Here is a 20,457-nt window from a genome sequence, read left to right on the forward strand (position 1 = left end):
CCATTCTGTTTTTAACTTAAGGGGTCGGACCTCAAAATCTCCCGAGCAAACCTGAACGCGCGATGAACACGTTCATTCGCAAAGGCAAGAAACCGCCTGCAGCGGCGTTCCGGGCCTCCCCGAGGGCGTCGTCGCGCTGAACTCGGCTTCGAGCAGCCCCGGTGAATCACCTGGATCGGCGCCACCTCGGCATCGACACTGCGGTAGCCCGGATCCACGATGGCGGTGTGCGGCCTGGACGAGCCGGGCAGGTCCCGCCGCAAGACGGCTGGTCAATGCGATGCGCGGGATCAATGAGATGCGAGAGACGCTGCTCGCGGACTTCCTAGCACTCCCCCTTCAGGGCCGCATTGCTCTGCTGCTTGCGTTGCCGAATAGGGCGGGCTGGCCAGGTAGTCGCACTTGGCCAGTTCGATACCAGCCTGATAGTGGACTTCCTGCCTCTGTCGCACGCCGCGCATGCAATTCAGCAGCACCCGAACCAGGTTGGCTCCCGCCTGATGAGTAAAGGGATAACCGCCCCCAAATCTTGGATTCATCTCCAGGAGGTATTGGCGCCCGTCGCGCTCGATCACATCGCAGTCGACATTGCCGATATGCCGCAATTCGCGGCTGATGCGTGCGGCCAGGTCGCTGAAAGGTGTGCTTTCGACCGTGATCGCCCTGTCCGTCTCCCCCGCCCGCATCGACAGCTTTTTGCGCACCGCGAATCCGACCGGCCTAGCCTCAAGGTCGTTGAAGATATCGAGCCCGTACTCCTGACCCCGGATCGCCTCCTGGACCAGCACCAGTGCCCCCGGCTGCCCCATCCTTGCAAAATTCGATTGCCGCCAGATTCGCTCGCAGTAAGCATGGGCGAAGCGAAGCTCGTCCCGGTTCTCGACGAAGAAGATGCCAAAACTCGCGCTGCCCCAGCGGGGTTTCACTACCAGGGGGAAGGCTGCCAGGCCCGCTGCAATCGCATGCTCGGCGTTTTCCAAGGTCGCATAGGAGCGCGGCGTGAACACTCCAATTGACTCGGCGAACTGCGCAGTCAGGAACTTGTCTGCGCAGATATCAATGACCTCTGTCGACGAGATGATCGGTATCGTTCCGATTTCGCGAAACCGTTGCGCGTGTGTCGCAATGAGCGGTAGCTCCAGGTCATTGAGCGGCAGAATGGCCGAGACCCGATGCGCCTTGCATGCCTCCAGCAGGAAATCAATGTAGTTATCCGCATAGAGGCCGGGCGCTGCCAGGAACAGGTCGCACGCACTTGCAGCCGGCGCACCGTGTTGCATGTCCACCCCAAGCACCATGCCCGTACTGCCCAGTTCCGCCTTGAAATACTCCACCAGATAGCGCCTTCTACCTACGCATGTCAGCAAGACGTTCATGATCACCTCAATCTCGACCCCATCACAATGACCCTGCCATAGCCAGCAAGGCCGACACGCAGGTCTGGCGATACGCTCGTCGGACCAGATTTCGGCCCTGCGCCGGGACACTGGCATTTCTTACCTGCGGCCTTGAACCAGGGCTTACGGGTCGCGCAAGAGCCCTCCCGCTAGTACCGCGGCTGTTGTCCTGCTCCCGACCGACAACACGTCTCATCTAATCAGAACGGCCTACCGGAAGGAAGTACGGTATGTGCGCGCGTCCACGGAGTGGCAACTCGCCTTTGCCAGGAGAAGTTCGCTAATCAGCACGAGGGCTCGTTTCATCATGCCGTATGAATCGGAATGTCTTCATTCCGCGCGGGCCCGGACTCGCTGGCCACACGCTGGGCATCGTGACTGCCCGTGAACGTCGGCACCTCCACATCCCCCGCTGCGTTGATGCCCTGGTGGTGTATGACAGTGCCCACCGTGCGCCAGAGGATCACCAGATCCAGCCAGAAAGAGCGGTGGTCCACGTACCAGGTATCGAAGCGAAACTTGTCTTCCCAGCTCAGGGAGTTCCGCCCGTTCACCTGTGCCCAGCCGGAAATGCCGGGACGGACCAGAAGACGACGTGCTTCGTCCGGTGAGTAACACCGCACGTACTTCATTGGTAAAGGCCGGGGACCAATGACGCTCATGTCTCCAATCAGAACGCACCAGAACTGAGGCAACTCATCGAGACTGGCACGGCGCAGGAACCTGCCGAACGGCGTAAGCCTGTCCGCATCCGGCAAGAGTTCGCCATCAGGGCCTCGGTCATCCGTCATGGTCCGGAACTTCACGACTTTGAATGGCCTGCCGTCGAGGCCTGCACGGGTCGGGCGGAACAGCACCGGACTGCCCAGCTTCCAGCGCACCGCCCCTGCCAGGATCAGCAACGGAATTGCCAGCACAAGCAATGCCATGGAGGCGAAAACTATGTCGAACAAACGCTTCATGATCGATCCATCCAGTTCTTCGCGAAGCGGCATTCACGGTCGCCGTCCGACGGATGCCGGATTTCCGCTTCGGGATCTATCTAACCAGGGCCGTGGTCCTGTGTGAAGCACCCAATGTGGTCGAGGCCACGTGCCGCCACGCCGCGCGAGATCGCGTCCGGCGCATGCGTGCAAGCCACGTCAGGCTTCCCGAAGAGCATTCACACATTCACAAAGTGAGTGTGCGCGCCCGTACGGATGACACAGCAGACACAGCAAGCTGGTTCTAGATTGATGAAATCTGGCTGGGCGGCGCGATCGAAACAACGGAGGATGGTGCGGCTCCGCAGTGCCAGGCAACCCTAAGAGGAAGAGCAGTAATGATCTCGTCAACGGATACGGTGATTGTCGGTGCTGGCCCCTATGGCTTATCGGTTTCGGCCTACCTGACCAGGGCGGGCGTGCCCAATCAGGTTCTTGGGCAACCAATGCAGGCGTGGAGAAATTTCATGCCTCCCGGGATGCTCATGCGCTCGGAACCTTTTGCCTCGAATCTCTATGCGCCGGGGGGCGGCTGCACGATGGAAGAATATTGCCGTCGCAACCGCATCGAATACAAACCGGTTGGAATCCGTATGCCGCTGGAACTCTTCGTGGACTACGGGCTTTGGTTTCAGTCGCAATTGGTCAGTCACGCGCGCGCAGTGGACGTTGTCAAGATGGGCCGCAAGGATGGATTCTTCCGGCTGGGCCTGGACGATGGCAGTTCACTGGTGGCACGGCGAGTGGTAATGGCTTTGGGCCTGAAGGGATTTGCGCAGAAGCCTTCGGCACTAGAGGGCATGCCGAGGCCTTATGTGCTTCACTCTGGTGAATTTGGAAGCCTGGCATGGGCGAAAGGCAAGACTCTCGTCATTGTCGGCGGAGGCCAGTCGGCAATCGGGCTTGCTGCACTGTTTAGCGAACTCGGAGCGCGAGTTCGTCTGCTTGTGCGTGGTGAGGTGAATTGGGGGGGAGGATCGCCTATCTCCCGCGGGGGTGTCTCAAGGCTGCTGCGCGCGCGCGTCGGCTTGGGGCGTGGTTGGAATTCAATGAGTCCAGGTACTCTTTTGATGTCCTTCTTGCTCTCCGAGTACCCTGTTGTATTCCACATGATGAATCTTGAGCATCGCAGGAGAATCCTAGAGACGGGGTGGGCACCGTCGGGTGCGTGGTGGCTGCGCAATCGCGTGGAAGGGAAGATTGAGATCTCGACGCACAACGAGATCAAGCATGCCGAACTCAAGAACGGCCAGATAGTCCTGCAAGTCGCGACCACGAACGGGATGTCCTGCATCAGCGCGGATCATGTTGTTCTCGCCACAGGGTTCAAGGTTGATATGGCGAAGCATTCCTTCCTTTCCGAGGAACTCGTGAATTCGCTCTCACTCATTGACGGATCGCCAAGTCTGACGCGCAATTTCGAAACCAGCGTACGCGACCTGTACGTTGTCGGGCCGGCCGCTGCGTCGTCCTTCGGGCCTGCACTGCGTTTCGTCTATGGCGCAAAATATGCGGCTCCACACTTGGCACGGCACATCAGTCGATGCTTCAAAAGGGAGGAAGGGAATCGTGTCATCGAGGCCCAGGCGGTCCCGGCAGAGCTGGTCGAGTGAGATGACGGGGGCGGCCTGCATCGACAAAGCATCCTTCAAGCCCGGGAAGGGGGGTGGGGTAGCGCCGGATTTCACAACGCCGTGAATCCATACTGGCGCTGACTCGCGATCCATTGCCTTGTGACTTGCATCGCATCAGGTGGGCGGGCAAGTCAAAGGCCTTCCTGCACCTTGCTTCGTGCACCCTAAGCGCGCGGTTACCTCGTCTTGGCGACAGCGCCGCGCGTTGCGAGGACAGCGGTTGCCAGCGATCAGGCAGAAGCTCTCCGAGGAGACTCGCGGGCTGCGTTGGTAGTCGTGCGAGGAGATCCCTGAGATAGGCGTAGGGATCGTGGCCGTTCAGCTTGGCTGACTGAATCAGGCTCATCACCACTGCAGCACGACGGCCTGGCCGCAGCGAGCCGGCAAACAGCCAATTGGTCCGGCCGACGGCAATCGGCCGCGCGACGCAGCTCAATGCGGATCTCCGGTGGGTGCGCATTCCTCGGATCGAGCAGAACAGGCACGAATGCCGGCGTCGTTGCGGGTTGGACGATCACCGCGACACCGAGGCTCAGTGCGTGCACATTCCCTTCGGCCTGATCAACTCGGCGCCTGAGTAGATTCGCGTTGAGCTTGTGATGCAACGCAATGGCTGCTATCGAGACTCCTGGTCCCTGGCATGCGGCAGCCAGACTTGAATTCGCGGCGATAGCGGAGCAGACGACGCCGTCCCAGCGGCGCTTCATCTTCGACCGTGTTCACGTGTCCACCTAATCGTTAAGTGGACACGATGCTCCCAAGACCTTCAATGCAACTCACGATGAGTTGCCCGGGCGCTTACCGTGCACCGGCGAAATCGCGCAATCGCGCGATTGCATCGATACGGAACGTTCTGGCCTCAGGTGAGCTCGCCCGAACCGGAGAGGTTTGGGTGCTCTTTGTCGTTCGCTGCATCGGCAGAGGCCTGCTTGCGCGACCCCAGGCGGAGCAACGATAGCTGCGGCGGTTGCCGTGTCTCGTCCTGAGACTGCGCAGCCTTGCGGCGTGGTGAATCCAGCGAGCTGTATGGAGCGTACTCGGGGACAAGATCTTGCACGGTTGCCTGGATCGCCAGTTCGTCGCGCGTTTCGCAGGCCGAGAACAGCCGGCCCAGCTTTTCCCGGAACTCCGCCTCTTCAATGAAAGGCTCGTGCGAGCACATGATGCGGTCATGCTCGCTGGGGGTGACCTCGCCCCCAATCAGCAATTCCTCGTAAAGCTTCTCCCCAGGACGCAGGCCAACCACCTTGATCTCGATGTCGCCGGCAGGGTTCTTACGCGTTTTCTCAACCAGTCCTGACATCTCGATCATGGTGCGGGCCAGGTCGATGATCCTGACAGGATCTCCCATATCGAGCACGAATACCTCGCCACCCTTGGCCATCGCGCCAGCCTGAATGACGAGTTGGGCCGCCTCGGGAATCAGCATGAAGAACCGGATGACTTCGGGGTGGGTGATCGTCACCGGTCCGCCAGCGCGGATTTGCTTGCGGAACAGCGGAACCACCGAGCCGGATGAGCCGAGCACGTTGCCAAAGCGAACCATTGAGAACGTGGTTCCCGTGTTCTGACGCGTAGCGGCAGCCTGGAAGGCGAGTTCAGCGATGCGCTTGCTGGCGCCCATGATGTTGGTCGGGCGAACTGCCTTATCGGTGGAGATCAGCACACACGTTTGCACGCCAAAGCGGTCAGCCATATTGGCGATGGTCCATGAACCAAGGACATTGTTCCGGATGCCTTCCGCCATGTTTCCCTCGACGAGGGGAACATGCTTATAGGCAGCGGCGTGGTAGATGGTATCCACTTGCTGCCCACGCAGCGAAGCGGAAACGGCGTCGGCAACGCAGACGGAGCCGATCTGCGCGGTGATCTGCAGGTCCGGGTAGCGCTGCCGAAGTTCCTGCTCGATGGCATAGAGCGCGTACTCGGAATGATCGAACAGGATCAGGCGATTGGGCTCGAGAGTGGCAATCTGGCGGCAAAGTTCGCTGCCGATCGAGCCGCCGGCGCCCGTCACCATCACCACCTTGCGGTGCGTGCACTTGGCAAACAGGTCTTCGCGGGGAGGGACGGTTTCCCTGCCCAGCAGGTCTTCCACCTTGATGTCGCGGATGGATTGCATGGTGATCTTGCCATCCACCAGTTCAAGCAAGGTCGGCAAGGTGCGCACGCTCACAGCGTGGCGGTGGAGCTTGTCGACGATGCGCTTGCGGTGTTCTGGCGACAGTGAGGGCACCGCCAGTACCACTTCGTTGATCGCCCGCAGGGAGAGTTGCTCCGTGAGACGGGAAGTGTGGTAGACCGGCAGGTCGGCAAAGATCTTGTTGTCGAGGGTAGCATCGTCATCAAAGAAGCAGATTGCCCTGTGGTCGACGCTGGCGCGCATGGCCACGGCAAGCTGGAAGCCTGCGTCGCCAGCGCCGTAGATGCCTACGCGCCGGGCAGCGCGCCCATCGCCCGTGCCGCGCTGCTGCTGCGAACGCAGCAGTACTGCGCGGGCAAGGAAGCGTGACATCACCACATAGGCGAACGCGATGAACCAGTAGATCAACAAACCAGTACGGGGCAGCAGATTGTCATGGACGAGAAAGGACAGCAAATACGTCAGGCCAACCAGGCAGGCCAGGCTCAGGCCTGAAATCCACAGCACCTTCAGGTCAACGTAGCGCACCACCATGCGGTAAAGACCGCTGAGCGAGAAGACCGGGATGGTACAGGTAGCGATTACCAATGCCGGGATCCACCCGTATTGCCGGATCAGTTCGAAATTGCCGGCGCGGAGGAACAAGGCCAGCGCAAAACACAGCGGCAGAGCCAGCAGGTCCGCCAAGATCATCAAGGCGACCTTCCAGCGGCGAGGACGCGCGGCCTTGGCGGATTTCGCCGGGAGGGCGCGGCCACCGCGCCCACGCTGCCTCCTTGAGCCAGCCAGGAAATCTCGATGCACACCCATTGCTTGTCCCGTCGCGTGTTTGTTCCCAGGCGCCCGGCCACTGGGCACCAGCAATTCGCCGGTTACAGACAGCCCGTCGGGACCAGACGCCTCTGAACATGTCGCCTGCGTGGCGGATCAAGGCACGACTATGTCCCTGCTTAAAAGAAGTATCGTGGCTGGGGCCGCGGGCGCAACGCGGCTGCGTGGGTTGCCGAACATGCCAGCGGCACGTTTGGCGGCCCGCAGAAAAGGGTACGGCGATCTCGCCGGCCGCACCTAGGCGCGACGCGATGGGTCAGCGAGGCAGAGGAACGACCGAGCACAGGCGCTCGCCGCGCCGGTACGCCTCGGGCCTTCCAGATAAGGGATCCCACCAAACGTGTCGCGCATCATCTGGCGTGTGTCGTAGTTGGCGCTGTCGTCCGACATGATGATCTGGTGCGGCGGCGTGGTGAATTCCAGGAGGGACTCGCGGGTTTGCCGCAAGCCCTCGGCATGGTCGCGCGTGCAGATGCCCACGGAAAACGAGGGCAGCAATGTACTGGCTGGCATGTCTGCCGCCCCGTCCTGATTCCTGGCCCGGGGGGGCGGACCGGGCTTGCGCCGGCCCGCCTGATGCGGCCGCGGCCTAGGTACTCGCGCTCAGTGCGTCGGGGCGGCTTCGTAGGCCGCATCATTGCGCTGTGGCACGACCGGGCGCATGCTGCTGCCCGGGATATTCCGATCATCTCCGCTCACCCATTCCAGCGTCGCACCGCGCTGGAGCGCTGCGTAGACGGCCTCGCCCTTGTTGCGCACCTTAAGCCGCTGATACAGCGTGCAAGCGTGGCTCTTCACTGTGGCCACCGAGATGTTGAGCATGCGGCTGACGGTCTTGATCGGATAGCCGCGCGCGAGCAGCACCAGGACTTCGTACTGCCGTGGCGTGATCTTGAGCATTTCGGCTTCGTCGTAGCTTGGCTCTTCGTTCATCGCCGGGGCATGCTCCGTGGCCCAGGGTTTGGGGGACACGCCGTGCGTGGTGTATGACGCAGACAGTCGCGCCTCGGCGGGCATGGCCGGTGGCAGGGGTAGGGGCACGGACGAGGCGAGCGATGGGGTGGCTGGCAGGCCGAGTCGCGACGCCGCCGGCGGGGCCGCGCTCTCGCCGGCCATCACCAGGCCCTGGCTGCCCGATACCGCCAGGCGGATGGCGGCTTCCAGCACGGCCAGCGACGCGGTCTTGGGCAGGCAACCGCAGATGCCGCCGGCGCTTTCCGGTGTCGGTGCGTGCAGCGGCAACACGTCGGCCAGCACCAGGATGCGCTGCGGCGCGAACAACTCGCGGGCATGGACCAGTTGCTGCCAGCCGACCGAGGTGTCGTCGGGCATGCCGAAGATCATCAGGTCAATGCTGCCGCGATAGTTCTCGTAGGCTGCCATGTCGGATGGCGTGAGCGCAAAGGCCTGGTCGCAGCACCGGATGTCCCCGAGCATCTGACAGAGGCCGAGACGGAGCAGAGGATGCTCCTCGATCAGCAAGGCGTTCATGTTGTTGTTGCTCCCCGTTCAACCGGGCGGGGGCGTTTGGTGCCTTGCTAGATGGAAGATGGGATGGCATGGCGGTACAACCCGTCATGACTACGGCAACCCCGTTCAACCATCTCGCTCGTGGTTCCCTTGTGGCGGAAACCTGTCCTCGCGATGGAGGCCTGACCCGACCCTTACCCGGAAAATCTCGCTGCTAAATCAGCGTAAAACCATCTTATGGGCTGATTGAAATGAATGCAAGCACGCGCAAATTCCTCATTCCGGGGTGGTGGAGAAATTTATGTGCTGAGCCGGAAAGCCTTGTCCAGACTGGCATTTCGGAGTTGTGCATGCGCCATCCAAAATCGAAGAATTGCGGTTGCGTCGGTGAAACAGATGGGTGCGGATTCGGTTTCAGCCCTGTAACCGATTTTGGTGCTGGGTCTGGGATTTGGCATATTCAATGACCCGGATGGGGGACGGCTGATTATCTGTGCGGGCGTTCCTGCTCCATTTCTGAAACGCCTGCGTCCAGCTGCCGGTCTGCACTTCACGAGGGGGCGCATCCTGGCAGGTGGAAGGAGAACACTCCCAAACTAATGCAAAAGGAGGATCCGCACTCAGTCTTGTGGTGGAGGCCTCGGGGCCCATGTCCCGCTGCTTCCTTCCGCCCATCCCTCTGGGCGGACATCTTCCGCTGGCGGCGGCGCGGCGAAGGGGCCGGCCCGCCGGACGGAGGGCCTCACGCAAGCCGGGCGCCGGCCGCCATTCAGCGCGCCCAATATCCCGGGCGCAGCACCCAGCCGTGGGGGCTTCGCACCCAGCTGTCGGGGACGTAGCGGTAGCCCGAGCGTGCGTGTACCCAGTAGCCGCCGGCCCAGGCGTAGCGGCCGCCGTCGGCGCGCCAGTGTCCGGGTACCCAGACCTGGCCCGGTCGTGCGGGCGGGCGCTGCTCATAGCGCGGCGGCGGTGGCGGGTCGTGGCGTGGGTAGGACTGGTAGCCGGACGGCTGTGCCTGCGCCGGCGAGATCAGTCCAAGGACGTTGCCAGCTGCCAGAACGGCAGCGGCAAGGAGTAGTTGGCGCTTCATTCCGTGTTCCTGTTCGTGGTTGCGGGCTGCTTCCGTTGCTGGGTGCCGCCACTCAATAGCGGTAGTAGTGGTACGGCGGCGGGCCACCTCGCGGCGGGACCACGATGCAGGCGGAAAGCATGGCAGCTGCGCCGCAGAGCAGCACCACCAGGGCGATTGCGCGTTTCATGTCTGGGCTCCGGGGGACGGATGGTGTTGAACACGTCTCCAATCTACCGGCGGGCCGTGTGCGCGGGCGTTAACACTTGTAAGCGGTTCTGGTGTGCGCTGCGCGCGCGGACGATGCCGTCGCGGCCAGCGCCCCGCATCGCCAGGCCTTGTCGCCGCTGGCCTGGCGGCTTGAGCCACCACCAGGCAGGCATCGCCCTCCGCGGCGACGCGTATTAATCCGGCGTTACATCGGAAAAGAATGCAGCAACGGCTTGGCTCCGCAGGGGCGCCGGTGACGCCGCCGAGAGTGCCGCGGTGGCACGCAGAATTGGGTACGCTTCGCAGCCGCGCTGCCGTCTCGTTGCCGTCCGGCGGCTCCGCCTTGGCCGATGCGCGTGCCGCAACGTAAGGACGAGGGCTTCCCGAGCGGATCCGCTACGGCGACCCGCGGCGGCCCGCGGCGGCCCGCGGCGGCCCGCGGCCCGGAAGGCGTTCGCGGGACGAGGCAGCCCGGCGCGATCGCGCTATAGTGGTGAGCGCAAGCCGTGCCGCATCCGGGTGAAGCGATGCCGGGCAGCGGCCCGGCCCGCATTGCGAAGCCATGCTGGAGAGCGCAGATGCAAGTGCCGCCCTGCTTTGCCGATCGCCGCGAGGCCGGCGCCTATCTTGGGCAGCGGCTCGCCGAGCTCGGCTATGCCACCGCTGCGGGCGGCCCGCCGGCGCTGGTGCTCGCGCTGCCACGCGGCGGGGTGCCGGTGGCTTTCGAAGTCGCGCGCGCGCTCAGGGCGATGCTCGATATCCTGCTGGTGCGCAAGATCGGCGCGCCCGGCTATCCGGAGCTGGCGCTGGGCGCCGTGGTGGAAGGCTGCGCTGCCGACGCCGCGCCACATACCGTGGCCAACGACGATCCCTGGACGCGGCGCGCGATTGAAAGCGGTGCCTTCGATGCCGAGCGCGGGCGGCAGCTCAATGAAATCCGCGTGCGCCGGCAACGCTACCGGGCAGGCGCGCCGGTACCGACGTTGGCAGGGCGTACCGTGCTTGTGGTCGATGACGGGGTGGCCACGGGCGCCACCATGCGCGCCGCGCTGGAGGCGGTGCGCGCGGCCGGCGCCGCGCGCGTGGTGGCGGCGGTGCCGGTCGGCGCGGTGGACGGCCTGGCCAGCCTGCGCGCCGCGGCGGACCAGGTGGTCTGCCTGAACACGCCCGCCATGTTCGGCGCGGTCGGCGCCTTCTATCTCGATTTCACGCAGACCAGCGACGACGAGGTGCTCCGGCTGTTGCGCGCGGCTGGCGGCGGGGCCCCGGGCGCCTGACGGCCGGGCAGCGGACGGCGCCACGAAGGCCGGCCGATGGCGGCCGATGGCGGTTTTCAGCCTGCCCCGGCCAGCCGCTTTTTCAGGTGGGGCATCAGCCCGCCCGCTCGCAGCAGGTCCAGCAGGAAGCCGGGTATCGGCTCGCAGGCCAGCAGGCGGTCGTCTTCCAACTGCAGGCTGGCGCTGTCGAGGTCGAGCCGGGCACGCGCGCCGTCGGCCAAGGGCGCGGTGTCGCGGCAGACCAGCACCGGCAGCCCCAGGTTGATCGCATTCCGGTAGAACAGCCCGGCAAAGGAGTGGGCGATCACTGCCGCCACGCCCAGGTGTTTCAGCGCCTGCGGTGCCTGCTCGCGCGAGGAGCCCAGCCCGAAGTTGTGGCCCCCCACCAGCAGGTCGCCGCGCTGCACGGCGGCGGCGAACCCGGGGCGCAGGCTTTCCAGGCAATGGCGGGACAGTTCCTCGATGCCGGCCTTCATATAGGCGCCGGGCGCCATGGCGTCGGTGTCGACGTTGTCGCCGAAGCGCCAGATGCGCCCGCCCGGCGGCAGTGGAGTCGGGGTGGTGGGAATCATGCGAGCAGGGTGCGCGGGTCTGTGATGCGGCCAGTGACGGCGCTCGCCGCCACGGTCATCGGCGAGCCCAGCCAGACCGCGCTGCCCGGGCCGCCCATGCGCCCGGCGAAGTTGCGCGCGGTCGAGGCGATGGCGCGGCTGCCGGCCGGGAAGCGGTTCGGGCCGTAGCCCGCGCAGGCGTTGCAGCTGTTGCCCAGCAGGGTTGCGCCGGCCGCCAGCAGCACGCCAAGCGTACCTTCGGCTTCGGCCTGGCGCTGGTCGCGCAGCGATGCCGGCGCGACCTGAAGGGTGACGCCCGCGGCCACGCGGTGCCCGCGCAGCACCCGTGCCGCCATGCGCAGGTCTTCCAGCTTGGCGCCGGTGCAGGCGCCGAGGTAGGCGATCTGCACCGGTTCGGCCGCGGCCTGGTCGACCGGCACGCTGTTGGCCGGCGAGTGAGGGGCGGCGACCTGCGGCGCCAGCGCCGCCGCGTCGAAGACATGGCTTGCCAGCACCGCCGCATCGGCGTCGCTGCGCCAGTGCGCCAGGTCGATGGCGGCCAGCGTCTGTGGCGCGACGCCCGCGGCGGCCAGCCAGTCCATGGTGGTCTGGTCGGGCGCGACCAGGCCGGTCTGCGCGCCGAGCTCGGCGCTCATGTTGGCCAGTGTCATGCGTTCCTGCATCGGCAGTGCCGCCACCGCCGGGCCCGTGTATTCGACCGCCTCGTAGCGGCCGCCGCCAAGTCCGAAGCGCGCACAGAGGAACAGCATCATGTCTTTGGCGCACACGCCTGCCGCGAGCCGCCCATCCCACTGCACGCGGATGGTGTGCGGCACGCGCAGCCAGATCTCGCCCGTGGCCAGCACGCTCGCCATTTCGGTCGCACCGATGCCGAACATATAGGCGCCGAAGGCCCCGCCGGTGGGGCTATGGCTGTCGCCGCCCACGATGAAGCGGCCCGGCAGCACGTGGCCGTGCTCCGGCAGCACGACATGGCAGATACCTTCGCCATCGATGAAGTTGGGCAAGCGCTGCTCGCGTACCCAGTCGCGCGTGAAGCGCACGATGGCTTGCGCTTCGGGGTCGGCGGCGGGCAGGAAATGGTCGGTCACCACCACATAGCGCTGCGGGTCCCACACCTTGGCCCCCAGTTCGCGCAGCAGCGGCGCGACCCGGCGCGGGCCGCTGGAATCGTGCGACATCGCCAGGTCGACCCGGCATACGACGATGCTGCCGGGCTCGGCGTGCACGCCTGCGGCGCGTGCCACCAGCTTCTGCGCGAGCGTGGCGGGTGCCCTCATGCCATCACTCCGGACTGGCGCCCGAATATTGGACGACCTTGGCCCAGCGCTTGATGTCGTCGCGCACGAAGGCGGCGAAGGCTTCGGACGTGCTGCCCACCGGCTGCGCGGCATCGTTCTCGAGACGCTTGCGCACCGCCGGCGCGTCCAGGCCGTGGCGCACAGCCTGGTTCAGCGTCTGCGTGACGTCGCGCGGCAGGCCTGCCGGGCCGAACAGGCCGAACCATGCGTTCGACTCGAAGCCCTTCACCGTATTGCCGATGGGCTCCACGCCCGGGAACTGCGGCAGCGGCGCCGGGCTGGTCACGCCCAGGACCTTGAGCTTGCCGGCCTTGACGTGGGGCATCACGTTGACGGTGCTGGCGAACATCAGGTCCACCTGGCCGGCGAGCAGTCCGGTAATGGCGGGTGCCGTGCCCTTGTAGGGAATGTTGACGATATAGGTGCCCGTCATCATCTTGAACATGTCGCCGGCCATGTGCAGCGAGGAGCCGACCGAGCCGATGGCGAAATTGAACTTGCCGGGGTGCGCGTGCGCCAGCCGGATCAGCTCGGCGACGTTGTTGGCGGGCAGGCCGGGCGTGGCCACCAGCACGCTGGGCACGGTGGCCACCAGCGAGACCGGCGTGAAGTCCTGCACGGGGTCGAAGGGCAGCTTCTTGTACAGCGTGGCGTTGATGGTATGGCTGGTGAAGCTCATCAGCAGCGTGGTGCCGTCGGGTGCGCTCTTGGCGACCTGGTCCGCCGCGATATTGCCGCCCGCGCCAGGCCGGTTGTCGACCACCACCGGCTGGCCCAGTTCGCGTGAGATCTCCTGGCCGATGGTGCGCGCGATCAGGTCGGTGGTGCCGCCCGCGGGCGCGCCGACCAGGATGCGGATCGGCTTGCCGCCCGCAATCTCGGCGTGCGCCGGCGCGGCCGCGAGCGCCGCCAGGCTGGCCAGCGCGGCAAGCAGGCCGCGTGCCGCGGCGTTTGCAAGGATGGGGGAGAACTGCGGGCGGAGACTGCGTGGACCACCTTGACTGCGTATCGGCATGGCAAAGGCTCCTGGTTCCGGGACGGTTGGAACCGTGCAGTATCGCTCATCAAGCACCCAGCGGGCACCCAACGGGCGCCCGGAAGGGGCCGGGCTCAGTCGTTCAGCCCGGTGCGCATCTCGCTTTCGACCCAGACGTTGGCGCTGTCGCCGCCCGCCGGCGACAGTTCCATGCGGTACTCATAGCGGTCCGGGCGGTACTGGCCCAGCAGGAATTGCACCGGGTGCCCGCTCTTGTCCTTGACCACGCGGCGTACCGCCAGCAGCGCGCCGCCGACCGGCACCTCCAGCAGCGGTGCCACCACCACGTCGGCGAGCCGTGCGCTCAGCACCTGGGTGGCGCGGCCCAGCTCAACGCCGCCGGCTTCGAGCAGCCGCAGCATCGGGGTGGTTTCCAGGTCCTTGCGCGTCAGCGGGCGCCCGAGTTCGGCGGGCAGGTAGGCCGTGATGTGCGACAAGGGACGGTTGCGGTAGTGGCGTACCCGCACGACCTTCAGGACCGGATCCCCGGCTTGGATTTCCAGCGCTTCTGCCACCTCCGGCGTGGCGTGCACCTCGTCGATGGAGATCACCTTGACCGAGGTCTTCTCGCCCATGTCGATGATGTTGTCCAACAGGCTGTTGGCGCGCTCCTCGGCGGTAGGGGCCGGCCGGACAGGCTGCGGATTGACGAAGGTGCCCAGGCCGCGGTGGCGGCGCACCAGCCCTTCCTGGACCAGCCTGTCGAACACGCGGCGCATGGTGACGCGCGATGCCTGGAATTGCTTGGCCAGGTCGATCTCGCCCGGCAGCGGGCCCTGGCCGAAGCGGCCCTCCACGATCTGTTGGCGGAGTACCACGTAAATCTGGTGATACAGGGGGACGACGGCTTCACTCATGGCTTACCTTGCTGACGCTGGCAGGAACGAAATGGCGTAATGTACGTTACATCATACATGGAGCCGCACGCAGATGCACGAAGACCGCTCGCGGGCGCCTATGCTAGCGCGGATCGTCTCCGTCGCGGCGTGAGATGAGACCGAAAAACAACATCGACCCAGCGCTGCCGGTGTGCGCCGGCCGCCTCGGCCATCCGGCACGTTCAACGCGATGCCCGCTGCCGCAGTGCGCACATGTGGCTGTTGCACGCCGTATCAGGTGCGTTACAGCCGCCAAACGCTGAAGCCGGCGCTGGCTGCCGGCCACTAAGGCGCTGAAAGCAATGGGATTTCTCCCTGCCGGCGGCGGCATGCTTCCGGCCGCGCGAGGGGCCCGTGTCACAGCGATGTGACATGTCCAGTGGGGTTCACAGCCTTCGTTGCCTGCCGCACGGACGGTTGACGCCGACGGTCATCGCGGGCGGGCCGCAAGTCCTTGTATCTGCTGGGTTTGCCCAGGCTTCGCAGACAGGCGCGACAAGCTGGCATCGAATATGCGAAGCCTATGGCCGGTCTGGCGAGGAGCCGGACCGGGGCCGGTGGGTGCCAATCCCCGAAAGCGGTGCCAGCCGGCGTTGTAGTCGTCGAAAGACGTTCCTGGGAGCACTTCATGAACAAGACTTTACTTGCGTCGGCCATCGCGCTCGCATTGGGTGCAGGCGGCCAGGCAATGGCGAACCCGAACAACCACAACACGAGTAACAGTGGTGGGTCCAACAGGCAGACCGCCGTTGCGGTCTCCGGGCAGACCGGCAGCGGTGCGCAGGCCAATGAGTCGTCGAGCGCAACGGAAACCAACAACATCACCAAGAACACCACCAAGAACACCACCAAGACCAAGGGCTGGAACACCTTCAGCGATGCCTTTGGCAACGCCGGCGCGAACAATGGCAGCACCGCGACGGCGAATTTCAGCAACTCGTTCAACCACAGCAAGGCGGTGGCGTCGACCAGGCTTACCGGTACCGTCAGCGGCATTTCGGTCAGCAATATTGGCAACTATGCGCGGAACAGCGGTGACGCCAGCGGCGGCAACGGCGGCACCGGCGGCGTGGGCAACGGCGGCGTGGGCAACGGCGGCGCGGGTGCGGGTGGCCTGCCTGGGAACGGCGGGAACGGCGGGAACGGCGCCACTGTAAGCAATGCCGGCGCGCACGCCGATCCGGCGACCAACGCCGGCGCGCACGCTGGAAATGGCGCCAATGGCGGCAGCGCGGCCGCTACTGGTGGTGATGGTGGTGATGGCCGTGGCAGCGGCGGTGACGCGCTCAGCGCCAGCGTCGGCGTGGGCGGCAGGGGCGGCCGTGCGAGCAGCGGGGCAGGTGGCTCGGCTGGCGTGAGCGCCGGTGCTGGCGGTGATAGCACGGGCAGCGGCGGCGTCGCGCTGGGTGGCCTGGTCGGAGGCGCGAACCACCACAGCAGTAGCGGTGGCACGGGTGGTTCTGCCAGTGCCAATGGGACGGCAGCCGCGGGCGGCAGTGGCTCTGGCGGTGCAGTCACCACGGCTGGCGGTACTGCGGGCGCAGGCGGCGGCGCAGGTGGCAGCGGCACCGGCGGTTCGTCGGCGGCCAATGGCGGCGGTGCCAGCGGTACGGGCGGTGCGGGTGGTACCGGCACCGCCGTTGCCGGCGCCGGCGGCGCTGGCGGTTCGGCCACCAATGGCGATGCATCCACCTTGGCCAGCAACGGTAGCGCGACCGGTGGCAACGGCGGTAACGCCGGCAACGGTACGGGCGGCACCGGCGGCACCGGTGGCGTCGGCAACGGTGGCGTCGGCAACGGTGGCGTGGGTGGCACAGGCGGCGCGGGCGGCGTGAACTCCGTCAACGCCGGTAACTTCAACATGTCCGCCACGATGTCCGGCGTTGGCAATGCGGCGGCCGGCATCATGGTGGTGAGCCAGAACAGCGGCATTGCGTCATTGGCGCAACAAGCTATCACGGTCCAGTCGAATCTGAACGTCGGCCACTAAGCGGCGCAGGCTGCTGGCGCGGAGCCGGAGGATGGACGGCGCCGCGCCATAGCGCATCGCGAATCTCGGAAACATGCGCCGGCCGCGAGCCGCGTCAGGCTCGCGCTGGCGCCAGCTTTGTCCGCCCGTCGCCCGGCTTGCGGCATCTGTGCATGGGGCGACACGGCTTGTTGTGACGCGTTGGGGGGAGATCATCATGCGATTGATCCGTATGGCCGTAGGCACGCTGGCAGGCGTGTTCCTGTCCTGTGCGGGAGCGATGGCCTGGGCCGATGCCTCACCCGCGCTGGCGGATGCCGGCGTGGCCGGCGGCGACGCGTTCGCCGCCATGGGCAAGCCGGTGTCGAGCGCGCGCCTGGGTGAACTGCGCGGCGGCGCAGAGGACCTGTACCAGACCTCCAACAATATGCGCGTGAGCGGCACGACCTCGAACAATGTTGCGACCAACGTCCAGACCGGCTCGAACCTCATCGACGGCGGCTCGTTCGCCAATGCCTCAGGCCTGCCGACCTTGATCCAGAATTCCGGGGCGAACGTGCTGATCCAGAACGCGACGATCCTTAACATCCAGTTCAAGCCATGAGACTGGCGCGTTCCCTGTTGAGCGCGGCGCAGCTGCTGGTGCTGGGGCTTCTGCCCTTCGTTGCCGCGCGCGCAGACATCATCAGCCTGACCGGCAGCCAGGGTGAGAACTACCAGGTCCGGGTGGTCAGCCTCAAGGAAGCGCGCTTCAAGACCACCATCCGGCAGCAGTACGACTTCAGTTGCGGCTCGGCCGCGGTGGCTACCCTCCTCACCTACCAGTACGGCTACCGGATCGACGAGGCGACGATATTCCAGGAGATGTTCCTGCACGGCGACCAACCGAAGATCCGCCGTGAAGGATTTTCGCTGCTCGACATGAAGCGCTTTCTGGAGACGCGCGGCTTCATCGCGGACGGCTATGAGCTGCCCTTGTCCAAGCTCGAGGAAGCGCAGATGCCAGCCATCGTGCTGGTGGTCGAGAACGGCTATCACCACTTCGTTGTCGTCAAGGGTGTACGCGGCTCGCGCGTGCTGATCGGCGATCCGGCCATGGGCACGCGCGCGATCTCGCGTGAGCACTTCGAGAAGATCTGGGACAGCCACTTGCTGTTTGTGATCCACAACCATGAGGAGGCGGCGCGCTTCAACCTGGCCGCCGACTGGCGCGTGGCGCCCAGCGGGCCGCTGGAGGTGGGGATGGATCGCGACAACCTGTTTTTCAAGGTCATGCCGAAGCATGGCCCTGGAGATTTCTAGGGATCGAGATCATGTGGGCAACCTCAATGTCCCGCACGAGCAGACGTACCGGCGCCCGGGCAGCGATGGCGCTGCTGTGCCTCGGCATGGCCTGGTGCGGCACCGCGCAATCGATGACCCTGCCGCCGCGCGACGATGGTGCGGGTGACGCGATGGATGGCGCCTCCGCCAGGGCCGACGGCGCCAGCGTGCTGTCGCCACTGGCGCGGGCGCGCGATGACATGGCGGCCTGGAAGCCGGTCGCGGCAGAACGGCTTGAAACGCTGCGCGGCGGCTTCGATGTCGGAACCGGGCTGCAGGTATCGTTCGGCATCGATCGTGCCGTCTTCATCAACGGGCAGCTCGTGGTGTCGACCAGCCTGACCATTCCTGACGTCAGCAAGATCACGTCCGCGCAGGCCACGCAGCTCGCCTCGGTGCTCGGCAACGTCAGCACGGTGGTGGCAAACGCCAACAATGCCGCGGCGGCATCCGCGGGCGGCGCGCACGGGGGCAGCGCTGGCTCCAGCGCAGCCGCAGCCGCGGCCGCGCTGGTGAGCGTTCCGGGCCTGCCGGCCAGCGTGGCCAGCAACGGCACCACGACCGTGGCCACGAACGGCCTGCTGACGCTCGTCCAGAACGGCGGCGGCAACGGTATCGCGCCCGGCACCGTGCCCGCCACGATGCCCGCCACGGTCATCCAGAACACTCTAAGCAATCAGGCCATCACGAGCCTGACCAACATCAGCGCAGCCGTCAATACCTTGGGCGCCTTTCGCGCTATGCAGGCTGGTGCGCTACTGAACAGTACGCTGATCCGATCGGCGGTATCACGTTGAACAATTGAGGCTATAGAGCCGGAGCAGGCAAGCAGGCGCGGACGCCTGCGCAAACAATTCGCCGTCCGGGGGAGGGAAGACGCGATGAGGACATGGTCGTTGCGGGGGATCGGCCTGGCTGGATGTTCGACACTTCTGATCGGTTCGCTGGCGCACGCCCAGGCGCAGCCGACAGCGGACGACGTCGACGCATCCGCCGCGAAGCTGGAGGCACTCAAGCAGCAGGTGGCCGAGCAGGCCGCCGCGCTCGATGCGATGAAGCAGTCGATGGCGCAGCAGGAGGCGACCATCCATGAACTGCGCAATGTGCTGGGACTGGACGCGCTGGCGCGCAAGCGAGGCGGCCAGCGTGCCGGCGGCGCGCTGGTGACGCCGAGCGATGCCGCGACCTCGGCGACGGCCGGCGCGGCAGCTGCCTCGGCCGGCGCCGCGCAGACCGTGCCGAACGTGCAGCCAAACGTCGTGCAGGGCGCGCCGGCCGCAAACGCTGCGACCAACGGCGACGCACAGGGCAACGCACAGGGCAACGCGCAGGGCGACGGCACGCCGCTGGCCGGCGATCCCGAGCCGGTTGGCACGGCGCCGGAGCGCGATTCGCGCCCCCCTGCGATCGCCCCGATCACCGAACAGCCAGGTGTGCTGACGCCGGCCAGAAAACTGGTGGTCGAGCCGTCCTTCCAATACGGCTATTCGGCCACCGATCGCGCGGCGCTGATCGGCTATACGATCATTCCCGCCATCCTGATCGGCCTGATCGACGTACGCCAGGTCAAGACCTCGACCTACATCTCCGCGCTGGCCTTCCGCTACGGGCTGACCAACCGGCTCGAGATGGAAGTCAAGGTGCCCTACGTGCACGCGGCTACGGACACGATCAGCCGCGAGATCTTCACCGGCTCGGCCACCGACACCGCGTTCAGCGCATCGGGATCGGGCCTTGGCGACGTCGAGGCGACGCTCCGCTACCAGCTCAACCAAGGCACCGAGAAGTTGCCCTATTTCATCGGCTGGCTGCGCTATAAGTCACGCACCGGCAGGGACCCCTTCGAGGTGACCACGGACTGCGTCACGCGCTGCGTGGCCAATACGACGGGAACGGGCCTGCCGCTGTCGATGCCGACTGGCACCGGCTTCCAGGCCATCCAGCCCGGCGTCACGTGGCTGTTCCCGAGCGATCCTGCGGTGTTCTTCGGCACGTTCAGCTATCTGCACAATTTCACGCGCGACAACGTCAGCCGCAACGTGCTGGCCGGGGGGCAGGAGTTCCTGGGGGATATCAAGGCGGGCGACATCTTCGAGTTCAGCTTCGGCCTCGGCCTTGCGCTGAACGAGAAGGCATCGTTCAGTATCGGCTACGACCAGAGCATCATCTGGCCGACCAAGCTGAACGGGTCCACCGTGCCGGGTTCGGTGCGCGTCACGCTGGGCACGCTGCTGGTGGGCTATTCCTACCGCTTCAACGACCGCTATACGCTGAACCTGTCGGTCGGCGCCGGCCTCACGCGCGACACGCCGGATCTGCAGGTCACCATACGCCTGCCCATCACATTCTGACGGCGCGTGCGGC

General features: G+C 65.6%; 17 protein-coding genes and 1 pseudogene. 7 read left to right on the forward strand and 11 right to left on the reverse strand.

The genetic code is table 11. The features are described 5' to 3' along the window. Nucleotides 1-290: 290 nt before the first annotated feature. Together AC1Z3O_RS34355 and AC1Z3O_RS34360 are read right to left on the reverse strand one after the other, a co-directional pair. Nucleotides 291-1,376 (reverse strand): ATP-grasp domain-containing protein, encoded by a 1,086-nt coding sequence (locus tag AC1Z3O_RS34355; protein WP_483521669.1) that lies wholly within the window; start codon nt 1,374-1,376, stop codon nt 291-293. 326 nt (nt 1,377-1,702) lie between these two features. Next, a complete protein-coding gene (locus tag AC1Z3O_RS34360) occupies nt 1,703-2,359 on the reverse strand; it encodes a sugar transferase (protein ID WP_483521671.1) in 657 nt (218 codons plus the stop codon). A gap of 359 nt (nt 2,360-2,718) precedes the next feature. Here AC1Z3O_RS34360 and AC1Z3O_RS34365 point away from each other — a divergent pair, with 359 nt between their 5' ends. Next, a complete protein-coding gene (locus AC1Z3O_RS34365; RefSeq protein WP_483521673.1) occupies nt 2,719-3,993 on the forward strand; it encodes an NAD(P)-binding domain-containing protein in 1,275 nt (424 codons plus the stop codon). Between the two features lie 238 nt (nt 3,994-4,231). Here AC1Z3O_RS34365 and AC1Z3O_RS34370 read toward each other — a convergent pair. The 5 genes and pseudogenes from AC1Z3O_RS34370 to AC1Z3O_RS34390 form a co-directional block, all read right to left on the reverse strand. Beyond that, nucleotides 4,232-4,435: pseudogene (locus AC1Z3O_RS34370) on the reverse strand (transposase domain-containing protein); the annotation flags it as partial. Between the two features lie 438 nt (nt 4,436-4,873). Beyond that, the gene (locus tag AC1Z3O_RS34375; protein WP_483522143.1) at nt 4,874-6,850 is read right to left on the reverse strand and encodes a polysaccharide biosynthesis protein; all 1,977 of its coding nucleotides are present in this window, start codon (nt 6,848-6,850) and stop codon (nt 4,874-4,876) included. Between the two features lie 375 nt (nt 6,851-7,225). Further along, on the reverse strand, nt 7,226-7,501 hold the full coding sequence (locus AC1Z3O_RS34380) for a glycosyltransferase family 2 protein (protein ID WP_483521675.1): 276 nt from the start codon (nt 7,499-7,501) through the stop codon (nt 7,226-7,228). A 90-nt stretch (nt 7,502-7,591) separates the two neighbouring features. After that, nucleotides 7,592-8,479 carry a response regulator transcription factor gene (locus AC1Z3O_RS34385; RefSeq protein ID WP_483521676.1) on the reverse strand — a complete coding sequence of 296 codons (888 nt, stop codon included), beginning with the start codon at nt 8,477-8,479 and terminating at the stop codon, nt 7,592-7,594. A 748-nt stretch (nt 8,480-9,227) separates the two neighbouring features. Then, on the reverse strand, nt 9,228-9,548 hold the full coding sequence (locus AC1Z3O_RS34390; protein ID WP_483521678.1) for a hypothetical protein: 321 nt from the start codon (nt 9,546-9,548) through the stop codon (nt 9,228-9,230). A 767-nt stretch (nt 9,549-10,315) separates the two neighbouring features. On the opposite strand from AC1Z3O_RS34390, the gene AC1Z3O_RS34395 reads away from it, so the two are divergent. Continuing rightward, nucleotides 10,316-11,014, forward strand: a complete 699-nt coding sequence (locus tag AC1Z3O_RS34395) for a phosphoribosyltransferase (RefSeq protein ID WP_483521679.1) — start codon at nt 10,316-10,318, stop codon at nt 11,012-11,014. Nucleotides 11,015-11,070: 56 nt separating this feature from the next. On the opposite strand, the gene AC1Z3O_RS34400 is transcribed toward AC1Z3O_RS34395, so the two are convergent. The 4 genes from AC1Z3O_RS34400 to AC1Z3O_RS34415 all read right to left on the reverse strand — a co-directional run bounded on the left by AC1Z3O_RS34400 (nt 11,071) and on the right by AC1Z3O_RS34415 (nt 14,780). Next, nucleotides 11,071-11,586, reverse strand: coding sequence for a LeuD/DmdB family oxidoreductase small subunit (locus AC1Z3O_RS34400; RefSeq protein ID WP_483521681.1), 516 nt, complete (start codon nt 11,584-11,586; stop codon nt 11,071-11,073). Beyond that, entirely contained in the window at nt 11,583-12,866 is a 1,284-nt protein-coding gene (locus AC1Z3O_RS34405; RefSeq protein WP_483521683.1) for a 3-isopropylmalate dehydratase large subunit, read from the reverse strand. Before AC1Z3O_RS34405 ends, AC1Z3O_RS34400 begins: the two co-directional genes overlap by 4 nt. Nucleotides 12,867-12,870: 4 nt before the next feature. Further along, nucleotides 12,871-13,902: a tripartite tricarboxylate transporter substrate binding protein gene (locus tag AC1Z3O_RS34410; protein ID WP_483521685.1), complete on the reverse strand. Its 1,032-nt coding sequence runs from the start codon at nt 13,900-13,902 to the stop codon at nt 12,871-12,873. A gap of 95 nt (nt 13,903-13,997) precedes the next feature. Further along, nucleotides 13,998-14,780 (reverse strand): GntR family transcriptional regulator, encoded by a 783-nt coding sequence (locus tag AC1Z3O_RS34415; protein WP_483521687.1) that lies wholly within the window; start codon nt 14,778-14,780, stop codon nt 13,998-14,000. A 544-nt stretch (nt 14,781-15,324) separates the two neighbouring features. Here AC1Z3O_RS34415 and AC1Z3O_RS34420 point away from each other — a divergent pair. The 5 genes from AC1Z3O_RS34420 (at nt 15,325) to AC1Z3O_RS34440 (ending at nt 20,444) form a co-directional block, all read left to right on the forward strand. Next, nucleotides 15,325-16,791, forward strand: a complete 1,467-nt coding sequence (locus AC1Z3O_RS34420; protein WP_483521689.1) for a hypothetical protein — start codon at nt 15,325-15,327, stop codon at nt 16,789-16,791. Between the two features lie 196 nt (nt 16,792-16,987). After that, the gene (locus AC1Z3O_RS34425; RefSeq protein WP_483521691.1) at nt 16,988-17,374 is read left to right on the forward strand and encodes a hypothetical protein; all 387 of its coding nucleotides are present in this window, start codon (nt 16,988-16,990) and stop codon (nt 17,372-17,374) included. Further along, nucleotides 17,371-18,072, forward strand: coding sequence for a C39 family peptidase (locus AC1Z3O_RS34430; protein ID WP_483521692.1), 702 nt, complete (start codon nt 17,371-17,373; stop codon nt 18,070-18,072). Before AC1Z3O_RS34425 ends, AC1Z3O_RS34430 begins: the two co-directional genes overlap by 4 nt. A 26-nt stretch (nt 18,073-18,098) precedes the next feature. Continuing rightward, on the forward strand, nt 18,099-18,890 hold the full coding sequence (locus AC1Z3O_RS34435; RefSeq protein WP_483521693.1) for a flagellin: 792 nt from the start codon (nt 18,099-18,101) through the stop codon (nt 18,888-18,890). A gap of 84 nt (nt 18,891-18,974) precedes the next feature. Continuing rightward, nucleotides 18,975-20,444 carry an acetate kinase gene (locus AC1Z3O_RS34440; protein WP_483521694.1) on the forward strand — a complete coding sequence of 490 codons (1,470 nt, stop codon included), beginning with the start codon at nt 18,975-18,977 and terminating at the stop codon, nt 20,442-20,444. The last annotated feature ends 13 nt before the right edge of the window (nt 20,445-20,457 follow it).

The organism is Cupriavidus sp. 09_S30, assembly GCF_056930435.1.

What these genes read in the sequence shown, in the direction of transcription:
- AC1Z3O_RS34355 (WP_483521669.1), bottom strand. Translation starts at nt 1,376, where the DNA reads ATGAACGTCTTGCTGACATGCGTAGGTAGAAGGCGCTATCTGGTGGAG.
- AC1Z3O_RS34360 (WP_483521671.1), bottom strand. Translation starts at nt 2,359, where the DNA reads ATGAAGCGTTTGTTCGACATAGTTTTCGCCTCCATGGCATTGCTTGTG.
- AC1Z3O_RS34365 (WP_483521673.1), top strand. Translation starts at nt 2,719, where the DNA reads ATGATCTCGTCAACGGATACGGTGATTGTCGGTGCTGGCCCCTATGGC.
- AC1Z3O_RS34375 (WP_483522143.1), bottom strand. Translation starts at nt 6,850, where the DNA reads ATGATCTTGGCGGACCTGCTGGCTCTGCCGCTGTGTTTTGCGCTGGCC.
- AC1Z3O_RS34380 (WP_483521675.1), bottom strand. Translation starts at nt 7,501, where the DNA reads ATGCCAGCCAGTACATTGCTGCCCTCGTTTTCCGTGGGCATCTGCACG.
- AC1Z3O_RS34385 (WP_483521676.1), bottom strand. Translation starts at nt 8,479, where the DNA reads ATGAACGCCTTGCTGATCGAGGAGCATCCTCTGCTCCGTCTCGGCCTC.
- AC1Z3O_RS34390 (WP_483521678.1), bottom strand. Translation starts at nt 9,548, where the DNA reads ATGAAGCGCCAACTACTCCTTGCCGCTGCCGTTCTGGCAGCTGGCAAC.
- AC1Z3O_RS34395 (WP_483521679.1), top strand. Translation starts at nt 10,316, where the DNA reads ATGCAAGTGCCGCCCTGCTTTGCCGATCGCCGCGAGGCCGGCGCCTAT.
- AC1Z3O_RS34400 (WP_483521681.1), bottom strand. Translation starts at nt 11,586, where the DNA reads ATGATTCCCACCACCCCGACTCCACTGCCGCCGGGCGGGCGCATCTGG.
- AC1Z3O_RS34405 (WP_483521683.1), bottom strand. Translation starts at nt 12,866, where the DNA reads ATGAGGGCACCCGCCACGCTCGCGCAGAAGCTGGTGGCACGCGCCGCA.
- AC1Z3O_RS34410 (WP_483521685.1), bottom strand. Translation starts at nt 13,902, where the DNA reads ATGCCGATACGCAGTCAAGGTGGTCCACGCAGTCTCCGCCCGCAGTTC.
- AC1Z3O_RS34415 (WP_483521687.1), bottom strand. Translation starts at nt 14,780, where the DNA reads ATGAGTGAAGCCGTCGTCCCCCTGTATCACCAGATTTACGTGGTACTC.
- AC1Z3O_RS34420 (WP_483521689.1), top strand. Translation starts at nt 15,325, where the DNA reads ATGGCCGGTCTGGCGAGGAGCCGGACCGGGGCCGGTGGGTGCCAATCC.
- AC1Z3O_RS34425 (WP_483521691.1), top strand. Translation starts at nt 16,988, where the DNA reads ATGCGATTGATCCGTATGGCCGTAGGCACGCTGGCAGGCGTGTTCCTG.
- AC1Z3O_RS34430 (WP_483521692.1), top strand. Translation starts at nt 17,371, where the DNA reads ATGAGACTGGCGCGTTCCCTGTTGAGCGCGGCGCAGCTGCTGGTGCTG.
- AC1Z3O_RS34435 (WP_483521693.1), top strand. Translation starts at nt 18,099, where the DNA reads ATGTCCCGCACGAGCAGACGTACCGGCGCCCGGGCAGCGATGGCGCTG.
- AC1Z3O_RS34440 (WP_483521694.1), top strand. Translation starts at nt 18,975, where the DNA reads ATGAGGACATGGTCGTTGCGGGGGATCGGCCTGGCTGGATGTTCGACA.